This window comes from Paracoccus solventivorans, assembly GCF_900142875.1.
Taxonomy (GTDB): Bacteria; Pseudomonadota; Alphaproteobacteria; order Rhodobacterales; family Rhodobacteraceae; genus Paracoccus; species Paracoccus solventivorans.
Genome location: NZ_FRCK01000001.1, coordinates 285060 through 300914 on the forward strand (window position 1 = coordinate 285060; position 15855 = coordinate 300914).

Sequence of the window (15855 nt, forward strand, 5' to 3'; positions counted from 1 at the left end):
GCCTCCTCCCAAAAGCACTGGAACCTCTGTGTTCTCCTCCCGCGGTGCGGGGTGGCGCCGGTCTCAGGCGGCCGAGATGCCTCCGTTCACCGAAATCACCTGGCCGGTCAGCCGCGCGGCGGCAGGGCTGGCCAGGAACACCAGCGTGGGGGCGATGTCTTCGGGCCGGGTCAGCCCCAACGCGGCGGCCTTTTCGGCGCGCTGGAACAGCTTGGCCGCAAAGGGATCGTCCATGATGCGGTCATAGGATTGCGTGTCCGCGATCAGCGACGGGGTGACCGCGTTCACCCGGATTCCGTCGCGCTTGGCCTCCATCGCCAGGGTGGTGGCAAAGCGGGTGATTGCGGCCATGCCGGCGCCGATCACCGCCTCGCCCGGGGTCGGCACGCGGGCCGCGTCCGAAGCGACGAGAATGATCGCACCGCGCCGCCGTTCCCGCATTCCCGGCAGTACCGCCGCGGAAAGCAGCAGCGCGGGCAGGGCCTGCTCGTTCAGTTGCGCAGGGATTTCACCAGGATCGAGCAGATGGAACAACCTCGGCACGGCCCCGGAGTTCGCGGCGCTGATCGCGATGTCGATCGGGCCGATCCGGGCCTCGATCGCAGCGATCGCAGGGGCAACGGCACCCGGATCGCACAGCTCCGCCGGCTGGAAGCTGGACACCCCGGCGTGGCCCTCGCCATTCAGCTGCGCGACGGCCGCGGCACCCTTGTGCGGGTTGCGGCCGATCAGCACCACCTGCGCCGCACCCTCGCGCAGCAGCAGCCGTGCGGTCTCCAGCCCGACGCCGGAAGTCCCGCCGCCAATGACCGCGTTGCTGCCGCGAAGCGCAAAGGCCGGGTGGCGGCCGTCGTCGGCTTCTGTCATCATTCCCCTGCCCCCTTAGCCGTCGCAGGCGTGGTCCAACCGGGTGTTTGGTGACCTGCGCTCGCAGAGCAGATCATCTTACACGAGCCCGCCGGAAACGCGTTCCGGGCAGTTCCTCCTCGCTCGATCCCGATATTGTCCCTGTAACCTCTAGGTTACCTGCTAGCGTATAGTTCACTTCCTTAGCAATATTGATGAGTCTTGCTCATCTCGTCAACGGTTAATTTTAGGCGGGGAGAGAAGCCAGCGATGGCTGTAAATATCGCTTTATTATTGATGACATATAAGAATCCCTGCGGAAAGGAACACTGGCGCATGGCTTCCAAGACACCTTCAGATGAAAACGAACCGTAAGCGGACTGGCCTTCACAGGCTGTCAAGCGAACCGCTTGGCGGGCATGGGCGCGGTCCTTACTCCGAACGCTCGTCATTCCACGGCCAAGGCGTCACCTGAGGTGATCGCTTCGCCGCCATGTGTCCGCTTCCCGCTGTCCCGCGCAAAAGCGACGCGCCGACCGCACCTTGAACATGCGCGCCGCCATTCAAAATCTGCAATTTCGATGATTCGAGCGCCCCATAACTGCGGTCTTTACGGACGCGAAGCCTGCAGAAAGCTTTCAGCCCTCTACGCTCCATTCATCATGCGATCGGGCCCTTCCGGGCGACAACATCCTGAGCAGAACCGCACCGCCGCCGTCAGCGAGCGGCGCCAGCTCCGTGCGGCCGGAACTGCCGCGTCGGGGGCAACTGAGACAGGCTCATCAAACTGACGGCCCACTCCCCCTACCCCTCGCGCCCTCCCCCGAACCCCAGCAGGCGCAGCGCGTTCAGCGTCACCAGCACCGTGGCGCCCGTGTCGGCGAGGATGGCGATCCACAGGCCGGTGATGCCCAGCACCGTGGTCACCAGGAACACCGCCTTGAGCCCCAGCGCGATGGCGACGTTCTGGCGGATGTTGCGCATCGCGGCGCGGGACAGGCGGATCAGCGCCGCCACATCCGCGGCGCGGTCGCGCAGGATCGCGGCGTCGGCGGTTTCCAGCGCCACGTCGGTGCCCGAGCCCATCGCCACCCCCACGTCGGCCTGTTTCAGCGCCGGGGCGTCGTTGATGCCGTCGCCGACCATCATCACGCCCCCGCCCGCCGCCAACTCGCGGATCGCGGCCAGCTTGTCCTCGGGCAGCAGCTCGGCGCGGTAGTCGGCACCCAGCGCCCCCACGATGGCGGCGGCGGTGCGCTGGTTGTCGCCGGTCAGGATCACCGGCGCCAGCCCCAGCGCGCGGACCTGAGCGATGGCGGCAGCAGCGTCGGCGCGGGGCTCGTCGCGAAAGGCGATCAGCCCCAGGGCCGCGTCGGTGTCGAACAGTACGGCGACGGTCTTGCCCGCGGCCTCGAGCGTCGCCGCGGCCTCGGCGGCGTCCGGGGGCAGCGCGCCCGCCGCGGCGGCGTGGCGCGGGTTCGCCACCGTCAGCCGCCGGCCCTCGACAGTGGCGGACACGCCCTTGCCGGGGATGCTGCGGGCCTCGGCAACCTCGGGCAGCGCCATCCCCTCGGCCCGGCGCAGCACCGCCTGCGCCAGCGGGTGGCTCGACCCCGCCTCGACCGCCGCGGCCAGCCGCAGCACCCCGGGCTCGTCCAGCGCGGCCAGCGCCACCACGTCGGTGACCTCGGGGCGGCCGCGGGTCAGGGTGCCGGTCTTGTCAAAGGCGACGCTGCGCAGCCCGGCCGCCGCCTCGATCACCGCGCCGCCCTTGATCAGCAGCCCGCGCCGCGTCCCCGCCGCCAGCGCCGAGGCCACTGCCGCCGGGACCGAGATCACCAGCGCGCAGGGGCAGCCGATCAGCAGCAGCGCCAGCCCGCGATAGATCCATTCGTCCCAGGGCGCACCCGTGGCCAGCGGCGGCACCACCATCACCAGCACCGCCAATGCCACCACCAGCGGCATGTACCAGCGGCTGAAGCGGTCGATGAAGCGTTCGGTGGGGGCGCGCGCCTCTTCGGCCTCTTCCACCAGCCGGATGATGCGGGCGATGGTGTTGTCGCTCGCCTCGCGGGTGACGCGGATGCGCAGCACGGATTCGGCGTTGATCGCGCCGGCGAACACGCTGTCACCCGGGCCGCGGGTCACCGGCAGGCTTTCCCCGGTCACCGGGCTTTCGTCGATGCCGCCGGTGCCCTCGGCAATCTCGCCATCCGCGGGGATGCGGTCGCCGGGGCGGACCAGCACCACCTGGCCGATCGCCAGCGTCTCGGCCGCAACCTCGCGGGTGCCGGCGGGGGTTTCCAGCAGCGCGGTGCGGGGGACCAGATCGCTCAGCGCGCGGATGCCGTTGCGGGCGCGGTCGGCGGCGACGCCTTCCAGCAGCTCGCCCACCGCGAACAGGAACACCACCAGTGCGGCCTCTTCGGCCGCGCCGATCAGCAGCGCGCCGGCGGCGGCCAGGGTCATCAGGCTTTCGATGGTGAAGGGCTGGCCCAGCCGCAGCGCCGCCCAGGCCCGCTGCGCAACCGGCGCCACCCCCAGCACGCAGGCGACGACGAAGCCCCAGCCACCCAGCGGCCCGGGGACCAGCAGCTTCAACGCCCAGGCGGCGGCCAGCAGTAGCCCGGTCAGGATCACCAGCCGCCCCTTGGCGGTCTGGAACCAGCGCGGCGCCAGGGCCGGCACGGCGGGCTGCACCCCCGCAGCGGCGCCCGGCGCTTTGTCCCGCTCGGTGATGCCGAAGCCCAGCGCGCGGACCACCGCCTCGACCCGCTCGCGCCCGGTCTGCGTCTCATCCAGCCGCAGCCGCAGGCGTTCGTTCATCGTGGTCACGCTGACCTCCGACACACCGGGCAGCCCGCCGACCGCATCCCGGATCTTTCCCGCGCAGGACCCGCAGTCCATGCCCGAGATCGACCATTCGCACAGAGTATCCGTATCCGCCATTGTCCGGCCCTTCATCGCGCGGCCCTTGCCGCCTTCGATTCGGAAACTTAATCTCTATAGCAACTAGAGCTTCAAGAGGGAAATCATGCTGTCGATCGGAAAGCTGGGACAGGCGGCCGGGGTCAAGGTGCCGACGATCCGCTATTACGAACAGATCGGCCTGTTGCCCCCGCCCGACCGCAGCGCCGGCAACCAGCGGCTTTACCCGCGGGCAGCGCTCGAGCGGCTGTCCTTCATCCGCCACGCCCGCGAACTGGGCTTCCCGCTCGAGGCGATCCGCGACCTGCTGAGCCTGTCGGACCGCCCCGACCACCCCTGCGAGGCGGTGGACGACATCGCCCGCGCCCAGCTGGAAGCCACGCGCGCCCGCATCGCCCGGCTGCGCGCGCTGGAGGCCGAGCTGGAGCGGATGCTGGCGCAATGCGCCTCGGGGAGGGTTTCGGACTGCCGGGTGATCGAGTCGCTGGGCAATCATGCACTGTGCACGCATCACGTCGAGGCGGTCTGAGGGCGCAGCCTCCGGCGCTCAGCCGGGGACCGGCGGCCGCACCCCGGCCCTCGCGGCGGTCGCGGCAGGCAGCGGCACGGTGAACATCGCCTGCGAACAGCAGATCGCCCGGCCCTGCGGGACCAGCCGGCGGAATGCCGGGTCACGGATGTCCAGCCCGCCGGTATAGCTGCCGAACGCCGGCAGGATCAGGTGATCCGCCCCCAGCACGAAACAGCGCCAGCGCTGCCCGGCCAGCGACACCACCGGATGCATGTGCCCCGAGACGTCCGGCCCCGGCCCGGCCTCGTGCCGGAAGGCGATGGGGCCGGGCAGCTCGGGCGCCCAGCGGCCGGGCAGGTCGTCCGACAGCGGACGGCGGTCGTGGTTGCCGGCCAGCCACAGCCAGTCGCGCCCCTGCGCCAGCTGCCACAGAAGCTGCCGCGCCGCCGGGTCCAGCGCCTCGGCCGCCAGATCGTCGTCGAAACCATCGCCGAGCGAGACCAGCTGCGCCGGGTCCAGCGCCGCGATTTCCGCCGCCAGCCGGTGCAGCGTGTCGGTGACGTCCCAGGGCGGCAGCAGCGGCCCGCCGCGGCGGGCATAACGCTCGGCCCGGCCCAGATGCAGGTCGGCGACCACCAGCATCCGCCGCTCGGGCCACCACAGCGCCCCCGAGCGCCGGGCGATCAGCGTCGCACCGCCAAAGCGCAGCTCAGCCATGCACCCGCCTGTCCGGTTTCCTGCCCGTCATCCGTCCTGCCTTTTCCTTGCCTGCGGGCCGACGGCGACACGACGATCCCTATTCGGCGGGGCAGGAATAACGCCAGCCCGCGACACCTGCCACCCGCATTCCCGCACGGGTCGTCAGCCCGGTTCCAGCCGGTCCAGCCCGGCGCTTACCATCAGCTCCTGCGCCATCTTTTCCGCCAACCGCTCGTGCCCGCTGCCGCCCAGCCGGACCCGCCCCATTTCCAGCAGCAAGGGCGCAGCCAGCGGCGAGACCCGGTCCAGCCGGCGCAGCTCGATATGGGCATTGCGCGACAGCATGTCACCGATGCGGTCGAAATCGACAAAGCCTCGCCGCGCCTCGTCCCGCGTGGCGCGCAGCAGGATATGGTCGGGGTCGTGGCGGCGCAGCGTCGCATAAATGATGTCGCTGGAAAACGTCGCCTGCCGCCCGGTCTGGCGGGTGCCGGGCAGGTTGCGCTGGATCAGCCCGGCGATGGTCGCCACCGCCCGGAAGCTGCGCTTCATCACCGAGCTGTCGGCCAGCCAGTCCTCGAGCCCCTGTTCCAGCGTCGGGCGGCGCAGCAGCGGCGCCACATCCTCGACCGGCAGCAGCGAGGTGATCAGCAGCGCGTGGTCCATGGCGAGGAACCCCAGCGGCGCCAGCCCGGCATCCTCCATCTGCCTCGTGACCAGCAGGCCCAGCGTCTGGTGCGCGTTGCGCCCGGCAAAGCCGTAGATCACCAGATGCCAGCGGTCGGCGCGGGGGAAGCTCTCGCACAGCAGCGTGCCGGGGCGGGGAATACCGCTGACCTCGGCCTGCAGATCCAGCCAGGCGCGGATGTCCGGGGGCAGCTCGCGGTGGCGGTCGGGGTCGGCGATGACCGCCAGCATCCGCGCCGACAGCTCGGTCGAGGTGGCGAATTTCAGCCCGGAATAGACCACGATGCGCGGCTCTCGCCGCGGCTGGGGGGTGACCTCGACCACCAGCTCGCGCAGCCGGTCATAGCGCAGCACCTGCCCGCCCAGCAGAAAGGTGTCGCCGGGGGCTAGCGTGGCGGCAAAGCTTTCCTCGACCTCGCCCAGCGTGGCGCCGCCGCGGCCGCTGCGGCGGACCTTGAGCTTTTCGGCCTCGACGATGGTGCCGATGTTCATGCGCAGCGCGCGGGCGGCGCGGGGGTCGCGCAGCTGCCACAGCCCGTCCCGCAGCAGCAGCCGCTGCCAGCGGTCATAGGCGCGCAACGCATAGCCGCCGGTCGCCGCGAAATCGAGGCAGGCGTCGAAATCGGCGCGGGACAGCCCGGCATAGGGGCCGGCGCTCCGCACCTCGGCATAAAGCGCCTCGGCATCGAAGGGGCCGGCGCAGGCGGTCAGCAGGATATGCTGGATCAGCACATCCAGCGGACCGGGCCCGCGCGGCTCGCCGTCCAGATCGCCCTCGCGCACCGCCTCCAGCGCGGCCACGCATTCGATCACCTCGAAGCGGTTGGCGGCGACGATGCGGGCGCGGGACGGCGCGTTGTAGCGGTGGTTCGCGCGCCCGATCCGCTGCACCAGCCGCTTGATGTTGCGCGGCGCCCCGACCTGGATCACCAGATCCACATCGCCCCAGTCGATGCCGAGATCGAGGCTCGCCGTCGCCACCACCGCGCGCAGCTCCCCGCTGGCCATGGCGGCCTCCACCCGCTGCCGCGCCTCGCGCGCCAGCGCGCCGTGATGCAGGCCGATGGGCAGGTTGTCGTCATTGGCGGCCCAGATCGCCTGCAGGAACAGTTCCGCCTGCGCGCGGGTGTTCAGAAAGATGATGGTGGTGCGCGCCTGCGCCACCGCGTCCAGCACGTCGCGCACCGCATAGCGCCCGCCGCCCCCGGCCCAGGGCGGCGGCCGGCTTGTCGGCAGCATCGCGATGTCGGGGACGGGGCCGGGGTCGGCCTCGATCACCCGCGCGCCGCCCATGAAGCGGGCCAGCGCCTGCGGGTCCTCGACCGTCGCCGACAGGCCCGTGACGGCCAGCCCCGGCGCCAGGTTGCGCAGCCGCGCCAGCCCCAGCATCAGCTGGTCGCCGCGCTTGGATTCCGCCAGCGCGTGCAATTCGTCCAGCACCACCCGGCGCAGCCCGGCAAACAGCCGCGGCGCCTCGGGCCAGGACAGCATCAGCGCCAGCGATTCCGGCGTGGTCAGCAGGATCTGCGGCGGCTCGGCCCGCTGGCGGCGGCGCTGGCTTTCGGGGGTGTCGCCGGTGCGGTCGCCGACGCTGATCGCCAGCCCCATGCCTTCGATCGGGCGCGCGAGGTTCCTGGCCACATCCGCGGTCAGCGCCTTCAGCGGCGAGACATAGAGCGTGTGCAGCCCCTGCGCCCCGGTCAGATAGAGGTCGACCAGCGAGGGCAGGAACCCCGCCAGCGTCTTGCCGCCGCCGGTCGGCGCGATCAGCAGCACATCCCCCTGCGCCGCCAGCAGCGCCAGTTGGTGCGGGTGCGGCTGCCAGCCGTTGCGGGCGAACCAGTCGGCGAAAAGCGGCGGCAGGCTGCTCACAACATCGCCCGCAGCGTGTCCAGCCGGTCGGCCTCGGCCGCGGGCTTGTCCCAGCGGATGCGCGAGATGCGGGGAAACCGCATGGCAAGGCCCGAGCGGTGGCGGGTCGAGACATTCAGCCCCTCGAACGCCACCTCGACCACCAGACGCGGCTCCAGCTGCCGCACCGGGCCGAAACGCTGCACCGTATGGCGGCGCACGAAACGGTCGAGTTCGCGCAGTTCCTCATCAGTGAACCCGAAATACGCCTTGCCCACCGGCACCAGCTCGCCCCCATCCCACAGGCCAAAGGTGAAATCGCTGTAAAAGCCCGAGCGCTTGCCATGCCCGCTTTGCGCATAGATCAGCACCGCGTCGACCACCATCGGGTCGCGCTTCCACTTGAACCACGGGCCGCGCGGGCGCCCGGCCAGATAGGGCGCGTCGAGGCGCTTGATCATCACCCCCTCGATCACCGCCGCATGGGGCGCGGCGCGCAGGGCGGCAAGGTCGTCCCACGAGGTGAAGGGCAGCAGCGGCGACAGGTCGATGCGCGGGCTGGGGAAATGCGCGGATTCAAGGGCGGCGCGGCGTTCCGCCAGCGGCAGCGGGCGCAGGTCCTCGCCCTCCCAGCTGAGGATGTCGTAAAGCCGCAGCACCGCCGGGTGGCTGTGCAGCATGGCACGGCTGACGGTCTTGCGGTTCAGGCGCTTCTGCAGATCGGCAAAGGGCGCCACATCCTCGCCGCGGCGGATCAGCAGCTCGCCGTCCACCGCGCCCTGGAACTCCATCGCCTCGAGCAGGTCGGGAAAGGCGGCGCCGATCTCCTCGCCGGTGCGGGAATAAAGCCGCCGCAGCCCGCCCTCGGACACCGCCTGCACGCGGATGCCGTCCCATTTCCATTCCGCCACATGCTCGGCCGGGTCCAGCGCCGCCAGATCCTCGGGCGTGACCGGGGTGGAGAGCATCACCGGCCGGAACGGCGCCGCCGAGGCGAGTTCGGGGCGCGGCCCGCCGGCAAGCCAGGCGAACAGCGGCAGATAGGGCGGGGTCAGGCCGTGCAGGACCTCGGCGATTTCGTCGGCACTGCGCGGCCCCGCCTGCGCCAGCGCCACATGCGCCAGCCGCGCCGAGACCCCCACCCGCAGATTGCCGGTGGCCAGTTTCAGCAGCGCCAGCCGCTCGGGTGCCGACAGGCGGTCGAGCATGTCGGCGATGGCAGCGGGCAGCGCCAGCTTGCCGGTTTCGCGTAGCGTGGTCACCGCCTGCGCCAGCGGGATCTCGGCGCCTTCGGCGGCAGGCTCGGGCCAGATCAGCGCGATGGTTTCAGCCAGATCGCCGACGAAATCATAGGACAGCGCGAACAGCTGCTCGTCCACCCGCTCACCTGCCAGCCGCCGCAGCAGGCTGGGCGAGGCCTGCCGCAACTGCAGCGTGCCGGTCAGCGCCGCCAGCGCCCAGCCCCGGTCCGGGTCGGGCGTGTCGCGAAAGTAATGCGACATCAGGGTCAGCTTGGCATTCCGTCCCGGCGTGAAGGCCAGCCGTTCCAGCAGGCGGGCAAAGGCTTTCATTCCGGCTCGTCCTCGTAGCCGACCAGCCGCAGCGGCCGGGCGGGGATGGCGTTCAGCTCGCACCAGCGCAGCAGCCCGTCCTCGGCGCCATGGGTGATCCAGACCTCTTGCGGGGCGAGTTCGCGGATGGTGGCGGTCAGCTGCGGCCAGTCGACGTGGTCGCTGATGACCAGCGGCAGCTCGATCCCGCGCTGGCGGGCCCAGGCGCGCACCGTCATCCACCCCGAGGCATAGGCCAGCACCGGGTCGCGGAACCGCTGCACCCAGGGGGTGGCAAAGGCCGAGGGCGGGGCAAGGACCAGCCGCGCCTCGCCCGGTTCGCTCGCCGGGACCAGCGGCCCGAGGTCGATCCCTTGCGCGACGTGATAGTCGCACAGCCGCTGCAGGGCGCCGTGGATGGCGATGGGGGCGTCATGGCCGGACAGGCGGGCCAGCGCGATCATCCGCTGCGCCTTGCCCAGCGCATAGACGCCGACCAGATGCGGGCGCTCGGTAAACTCGGCCATGCTGGCCAGCAGCCGTCCCGCCTCGGCCAGCGGGTCGGGATGGCGGAAGATCGGCAGGCCAAAGGTCGCCTCGGTGATGAAGATGTCGCAGGGGATCGGCTCCCACGGCAGGCAGACCGGGTTGGGGGTGCGGCAATAATCGCCCGAGACCAGGATGCGCGGGCCCGTGTCGGGGGTGATGAGGATCTGCGCCGAGCCCAGTACATGCCCGGCCGGGTGAAAGCTGACGGTAACATTGCCGATACGCAGCGGGCCATCCGCCGCCTGCCGGCTGGCGGCGAAATCCTCGCCATAGCGGATCGCCATGATGTCCAGCGTCTGCCGCGTCGCCAGCACCGCCCCATGGCCGGGGCGGGCGTGGTCGGAATGGCCGTGGGTGATCAGCGCATGGGAAACCGGGCGCAGCGGATCGATGTGAAACCCGCCCGGCGGGCAGTAGAGCCCGGCCTCGGTCGGGCAGAGGATATCCTCGGGGCGGATGCTCACGGCTGGCGGCGCATCCGGGCGCAAGCGGGGCGGTCGGCGGGCAGCCTGCCGTGCATGACGGGACCCGGGGCGCCGGCATCGGTCATCGCGATCCTCCATTGCGGTTACCTGACGGAAACGGGCCTAGGGGGCGGCAGTTCCCCGGGGGCGGCGCACGCGATCATTGCCGCCTATCGTCGCGGGCGCCAGCCGACATCCAGGATCAGGCGGTTCTCGTCATACATGGAGATCGTCGAGGACCGGCGCTGCCCGGCCAGCCGCAGCGTCAGCCGGGGCGACAGCTCGACCTCGACCCCCAGCGTGTGCAGCGCATCCCGGCGCGGGGTCCCGAAGACGGCCGAGCCCTCTTCCCGCTGCCAGTCGAGGCCCAGCGACACCCGCCGCCCGGCCACCCGCCGGGTCAAGGACGCCCCGGCGCGATAGCGGATGGCGTTATGCCCGGCGACGGATTCGCCGACCGACAGCTGCAGCCCCAGCGCACCGATCCGCGGCAGGGCGCTGTCCAGCGACAGGTCCAGGAACCCTTGGGCATAGTCGCTGCGCCAGGTCTGGCGCAGGCCCAGCGACAGCGCGTGCAGCCCGCCCGCCGCCTCGAAATGCCCGGTGCCGCGCAGCGCCGCCCAGGACAGGTTTGCATCGGAAAGATCGCTGCGGGCCAGCGAATGCCCGGCGCAGGCGTCCAGAAAGCGCCAGCCCGGCAGCGCCTGCGCGATGCAAGCCTCGGCCGCCGCCTCGCCGCGCGAAAGGTCGTGGCGCGGGGAATGCACCGCCATTGCCTGCGCCGACAGCCGCAGCACCCGCCCGGGGGCCAGGCGGTACCGCGCCCCGGCCGAGGCGGCGCCGCCCAGGACCAGCCCGCTGCGGGCGCGGCTCGCCGCGTCGACCGTCAGGTCGAGCCCGCCGACCGAGACCGTGTCTCCCGGAATCCCGCCGTTGATGTTGTCGTCCCAGCGCAGCACCGGCCGCACCGAGCCGCCGCGCCATAGCAGCACCGGCCCGTCGCGCCCGTCGCGCAGCATCCCCTCGGCGTGCATGAGCCGGGCGAGCAGCGGCGCCCCGCCCGCCGGGCGGTCGCGCATCAGCGCGAAACCCGCCAGCCGGGACGAGCCCGACAGCAGCGCCGCCTGCACCCGGTCGGGCGGCTCGGCCACGGCCGGCAGGCCCGGCAGCAGCAGCAGGCCGGCGAGGGCGATCCCCCGCCAGCCGATGGCGCGAATGCGGCGCATTCCGGGGTCAGGGGGCGATCTGCTCGGCGACGAAGCCGCTGTCGCCGCCGACGACGCGGTTCTGACCGTTCCCGAACATCACGCCGCCGGTAAAGCCGCCCACCACGGCATCGGCATCATTGCCCCGGAACCTCCCGTCCATGTCGAGATCGGCGGTCACGTCGCCCATGGCGCTGCCGGTCAGCGTCCCCGAAACCTTGCCGGTCAGCCCGTTGCCGGTCAGCCGGCCCTCGCTGATGTCCAATTGGCCGCCCAGCGTGGGCCCCTCCTCCACGCCGATATTGTGGATGCGGCCGGTCACGCCGCCGCCGGCGAAATCGGCGCTCAGCGCCATCTGGCCCAACACGGCCTCGTATCCCTGGTCGCCCGGCCGGACATTCTGGCCGGTCATGTTCATCTCGATGAAGGCATAGCCGTCGTAATTGGCCCGGCCGGAGGTAGGCCGGGCCTGGGTTTCGGACATCGCGTCGATGCGAGACTCCATCGCAACCGCGGCCGGGTCATGAGCGTCAAATGTTTGTCCGGGCGGCACCCCTCCACCGCCGCCGCCCGGCGGGCTGCTGCTGGACCCGCCGCTGCTGCCCATGCAGCCCGACAGCAGGATGGCGGCGACGACGGTAAGGGCGGGGCCGTCGGCTCTGGTTAACAACATGATATTCTCTCCATGGATCGTAATCGCTACGGGCAACGGCCCGGGTCCGATTACAGTCCACGGCGCGACATTCTGTCTTCACCCGCGCGGGTGAAAATCGGCGGGTTTCAGCGCGTCGAGCGGTCGTAAAGCCGCAGCAACTCCAGCTGCGATCCCGTCTCGGTCCGCGCCAGCAGGCTTTTCACCTGGCTGCGGATGGTTTCGGGGGACAGCCCGTGCAGCCGCGCCATCTCGTCGATGCCGTGCCCGGCGACGATGCCTTCGAGCGCGCGGCGCTCGGCGTGGGTCAGGCCGAAGCGGCGCACCATCATGTTCATGCGCTGCCGCCCCGACAGCCCCCGGCGCGGGTCGATCAGCACCGAAACGGTCGGCCCGCAGAACAGCCGCGTCTCGGCATCGCCTTGGTGGCGCACCAGCGTCAGCTGCGCGCGCGCATCCTCAAGCTGCACCGTGTCGCGGCCGGCATGGTCGCTGCGCAGCAGCTCGCCCAGCGCGGCATCCGCGCGGGGATCGGCCAGCCGCAGCGCCCCCGACAGCGGGTCGCAGCGGTGCAGCGCCGCGCCGTGGTCGGGGCCGGCGCGAAAGCGCAGCGCGCGCCCCTGCCCGACCACCAGCAGCTCGCACCCCGCCGCCTCGAGCTGCGCGGCCAGCCCCTGCGCGGTCCAGGCACGCTCGCCCAGCAGCCGATAATGGCGCACCACCTGCCGCAGCACCGGCCACGCCCGGGCCAGCCGCTCGCGCGCACGCAGCACGTCGCCGGGGTCGGTGCTGGCCATGTTCAGGGTGATCGCGGCCGATTCCTCGGGGCGGGGCGCGATCACCATGCCGGCGGTGGCCCGTAGCGGATAATGGCGCGCGAACTCCTGGTAATACGGGGTCCGCTCAAGCTGGTCGCGGGGAAGCGTCTCGATGTCGGCGGTGGCGCGGCCTTCCTCGGCATAGGGGTCGCCGGGCCACAGCGGGTTGATGGCGCTGAAGTCGCGCAGGTAAAGCTGCATGATCTCGTCAAAGCCCTCGGTGACGAAATAGCAGGGCAGCGGCTGGTTGCGGTCCGTCTGCACGAACATCGAGACATTGCCACCGGGCAGGCCCTGCGCCAGCAGCGACAGGCAGTCGGCCCAGCCGGTCTCGCCCAGCAGCGCCGACAGCGCGGCGGCCCGGAAACCGTCGACCAGCGCATCCACATCGTCGGCGGGGGCAGCGATCCGGCGGGTCATGGGACGGGCTCCGCTCTTCTCCGGGCGGGCCGGAATCGTTCAGGGAAATGCAGTCAGGTCCATGGCTTGAGGAAAGGCGGGGTACCGATTCCTGTCAAGCCCTGCGTGCCATTCCCCGCCCGAGAGCGGGTCAGTCCCTCGGCATCCCCAGCGGCTTGCCCGCGACCACCCAGTCGCTGGGCGCCACCTCGGAGAACATTACCGTCGTCGCGGTGGGAGAGATCCCCGCCTTTTCCTCGAGCACGCGGGTGATGGCGTCGGCGATCTCCATCTTCTGGGCGTGGCTGCGGCCGGGGAACAGCTCGATGCGGACCAGCGGCATGGGGGCTCCTTTTGCAAAACGGGGTGGCGGGCCGGGGGCCGCGGGACCAGCTATCCCGATTCGGGGGCGCGCCGTCCAGTGCCCGCGCGGCGGGGTGGTGACGCGGGGGCGGTACGATCTGCCGCTTTGATCCGCGCCCGGATTGCAGCGTAGAATGCCCCCGAACATCCCGCACCGCAGGAGAGAGGATGATGACCCCGCCGACCCCGCCCGGCCAGCGCAGCCCCCGCCGACCCCGCCGCAGCACGTCCCGCCCCGCAGCGCGCAAAGACTCTGCTGCGCCGTTGGACGCCGCGCCGGTGGACGCCGCAGCAGTCGCGCCCGCTGGAACCTCGTCGGCAGCTGTGCCCACTACACCCGAACCTGTGGAAGCTGCAGCCGCGCCGCCGCCGGATACCGCGCCCGCACCGGCGCCCACTGCACAAAGGGCCGCCAACGCTGCGCCCCCTCTTGCCACGGCCGCACCCGCCGCTTCCGCACCCGCGCTTTCCGTGGCTGCACCGGCTACCGCCGGGCCCTCCCTCCCCGCCCCCCTGCCCTCGCCGGAACCACCCGCTGCGGCACGCCCCCAGCTGCCCCCGGTCGCGCGCGAGGAAACCCTGGGCCGCGAGGGCTATCGCATCTTCGACCGGATGCGCGCGGCCTGGTCGGCGCAGCTGACCGGCGGGCTGTCGCCTGCGGCCGCCAGCCTGGCCATGCACGACTGGGCCATGCATCTGGCCGCCGCCCCCGGCAAGCGGATGGAGCTGGCCGACAAGGCCAACCGCAAGGCGGCGCGGCTGCTGTGCCACCTGGCCGAGGTGGCGGCGAAAAGCGACGCCCCCGCCTGTATCGAGCCGCTGTCCGGCGATTACCGCTTTGCCGACGACCGCTGGCGCAAGCCGCCCTTCAGCATCTGGGCGCAGGCGTTCCTGTTGCAGCAGCAATGGTGGCACAACGCCACCAACGAGGTGCCCGGCGTGCACCCCCATCACCAGCGGCTGGTGTCCTTCATGGCGCGGCAGGCGCTGGACGTGTTCTCGCCCTCGAACTCGCCCCTGACAAACCCCGAGGTGATCGCCCGCACCGTGCAGACCGGGGGGATGAACCTGATGCAGGGGACGCTGAACTGGTGGCAGGACATGGCGCGGCAGGCGGCGGGCCAGCCGCCCGCAGGGGCCGAGGATTTCGTGGTCGGCCGCGATGTCGCGGTGACGCCGGGCAAGGTGGTCTGGCGCAACCACCTGATCGAGCTGATCCAGTACGCGCCCACGACCGGGACCGTCCACCCCGAGCCGGTGCTGATCGTGCCGGCCTGGATCATGAAATACTACATCCTCGACCTGTCGCCGCAGAACTCGCTGATCCGCTATCTGGTGGCGCAGGGGCATACGGTGTTCTGCATCTCGTGGCGCAACCCGACCGCCGAGGACCGCGATCTGAGCCTGGACGACTATCGCCGGCTGGGGGTGATGGCGGCACTGGAGGCGATCGGGGCGATCCTGCCCGAGCGGCGCACCCACGGGGTCGGCTATTGCCTGGGCGGCACGCTGCTGACCATCGCCGCCGCCGAAATGGCGCACCGCGGCGACCGGCGGCTGGCCAGCATGACGCTGCTGGCTGCGCAGACCGACTTCAGCGAACCCGGAGAGCTGGCGCTGTTCATCGACCCCAGCCAGCTGCACGTCCTTGAAAGCATGATGTGGAGCCGGGGCTACCTGTCCTCGGACCAGATGGCGGGGGCGTTCCAGCTTTTGCGCAGCAACGACCTGATCTGGTCGCGGATGGTCCACGACTATCTGATGGGCGAGCGGCGGCCGATGATCGACCTGATGGCGTGGAACGCCGATTCCACCCGGATGCCGTGGCGGATGCATTCGGAATATCTGCAACGGCTGTATCTGGACAACGAGCTGGCGGCCGGGCGCTTCATGGTCGAGGGCCGGCCGGCGGCGATCCAGAACATCCGGGTGCCGATGTTCGTGGTCGGCACCGAACGCGACCACGTGGCGCCGTGGCGGTCGGTCTACAAGATCCACTACCTCAGCAGCAGCGCGGTGACCTTCGTGCTGACCAGCGGCGGCCACAATGCCGGCATCGTCAGCGAGCCGGGCCGCCCGCGCCGCCGCTACCGCATCGCGCTGCGCGAGGAAAACGGGCTTTGCCTCGACCCCGACAGCTGGACCGAGGCGGCCGAGCCGCATCTGGGGTCGTGGTGGCCGGCGCTGACCGGCTGGCTGGCGCAGCATTCCGGCGCACCCGTGGCGCCGCCGCCGATAGGGGCGCCGGACCGCGGCTATCCGGTTCTGGGCGACGCGCCGGGGGAATACGTGTTCCAGCGCTAGGCCGCCGCCGCCGCCCCCATCGCCGGGGG

12 protein-coding genes are annotated in these 15855 nt (G+C 71.3%); 2 read left to right on the plus strand and 10 right to left on the minus strand.

The annotated features are described in order from the left end of the window. Positions 1–63: 63 nt before the first annotated feature. Both BUB57_RS01400 and BUB57_RS01405 read right to left on the minus strand, forming a co-directional pair. The gene (locus BUB57_RS01400; RefSeq protein WP_073060799.1) at positions 64–870 is read right to left on the minus strand and encodes an SDR family NAD(P)-dependent oxidoreductase; all 807 of its coding nucleotides are present in this window, start codon (positions 868–870) and stop codon (positions 64–66) included. A 780-nt stretch (positions 871–1650) separates the two neighbouring features. Further along, a complete protein-coding gene (locus tag BUB57_RS01405; protein ID WP_073061998.1) occupies positions 1651–3795 on the minus strand; it encodes a heavy metal translocating P-type ATPase in 2145 nt (714 codons plus the stop codon). Between the two features lie 85 nt (positions 3796–3880). Here BUB57_RS01405 and BUB57_RS01410 point away from each other — a divergent pair, with 85 nt between their 5' ends. Continuing rightward, on the plus strand, positions 3881–4303 hold the full coding sequence (locus BUB57_RS01410; RefSeq protein ID WP_073060801.1) for a MerR family transcriptional regulator: 423 nt from the start codon (positions 3881–3883) through the stop codon (positions 4301–4303). 18 nt (positions 4304–4321) lie between these two features. Here BUB57_RS01410 and pdeM read toward each other — a convergent pair whose 3' ends face one another. From pdeM to BUB57_RS01450, 8 genes are all read right to left on the minus strand, one after another. After that, positions 4322–5002 carry a ligase-associated DNA damage response endonuclease PdeM gene (pdeM, locus tag BUB57_RS01415; RefSeq protein ID WP_073060804.1) on the minus strand — a complete coding sequence of 227 codons (681 nt, stop codon included), beginning with the start codon at positions 5000–5002 and terminating at the stop codon, positions 4322–4324. Positions 5003–5146: 144 nt separating this feature from the next. Then, positions 5147–7543 carry a ligase-associated DNA damage response DEXH box helicase gene (locus BUB57_RS01420; protein ID WP_073060808.1) on the minus strand — a complete coding sequence of 799 codons (2397 nt, stop codon included), beginning with the start codon at positions 7541–7543 and terminating at the stop codon, positions 5147–5149. Continuing rightward, positions 7540–9093, minus strand: a complete 1554-nt coding sequence (locus BUB57_RS01425) for a cisplatin damage response ATP-dependent DNA ligase (protein WP_073060811.1) — start codon at positions 9091–9093, stop codon at positions 7540–7542. The genes BUB57_RS01420 and BUB57_RS01425 overlap by 4 nt, the downstream gene beginning before the upstream one ends. After that, positions 9090–10079: a ligase-associated DNA damage response exonuclease gene (locus BUB57_RS01430; RefSeq protein ID WP_073062001.1), complete on the minus strand. Its 990-nt coding sequence runs from the start codon at positions 10077–10079 to the stop codon at positions 9090–9092. Before BUB57_RS01430 ends, BUB57_RS01425 begins: the two co-directional genes overlap by 4 nt. A gap of 176 nt (positions 10080–10255) precedes the next feature. Next, positions 10256–11311, minus strand: coding sequence for a hypothetical protein (locus tag BUB57_RS01435; RefSeq protein ID WP_073060814.1), 1056 nt, complete (start codon positions 11309–11311; stop codon positions 10256–10258). 7 nt (positions 11312–11318) lie between these two features. Next, on the minus strand, positions 11319–11963 hold the full coding sequence (locus tag BUB57_RS01440) for a transferrin-binding protein-like solute binding protein (protein ID WP_143159562.1): 645 nt from the start codon (positions 11961–11963) through the stop codon (positions 11319–11321). 107 nt (positions 11964–12070) lie between these two features. Next, complete coding sequence (locus tag BUB57_RS01445; protein WP_073060820.1) at positions 12071–13180, minus strand: helix-turn-helix transcriptional regulator; 1110 nt, start codon at positions 13178–13180, stop codon at positions 12071–12073. Positions 13181–13310: 130 nt separating this feature from the next. Continuing rightward, the gene (locus tag BUB57_RS01450; RefSeq protein WP_073060824.1) at positions 13311–13502 is read right to left on the minus strand and encodes a tautomerase family protein; all 192 of its coding nucleotides are present in this window, start codon (positions 13500–13502) and stop codon (positions 13311–13313) included. Positions 13503–13993: 491 nt separating this feature from the next. Between BUB57_RS01450 and BUB57_RS01455 the strand changes: the two genes are divergently transcribed. After that, positions 13994–15826 carry a PHA/PHB synthase family protein gene (locus BUB57_RS01455; protein ID WP_234951942.1) on the plus strand — a complete coding sequence of 611 codons (1833 nt, stop codon included), beginning with the start codon at positions 13994–13996 and terminating at the stop codon, positions 15824–15826. Positions 15827–15855: the final 29 nt, after the last annotated feature.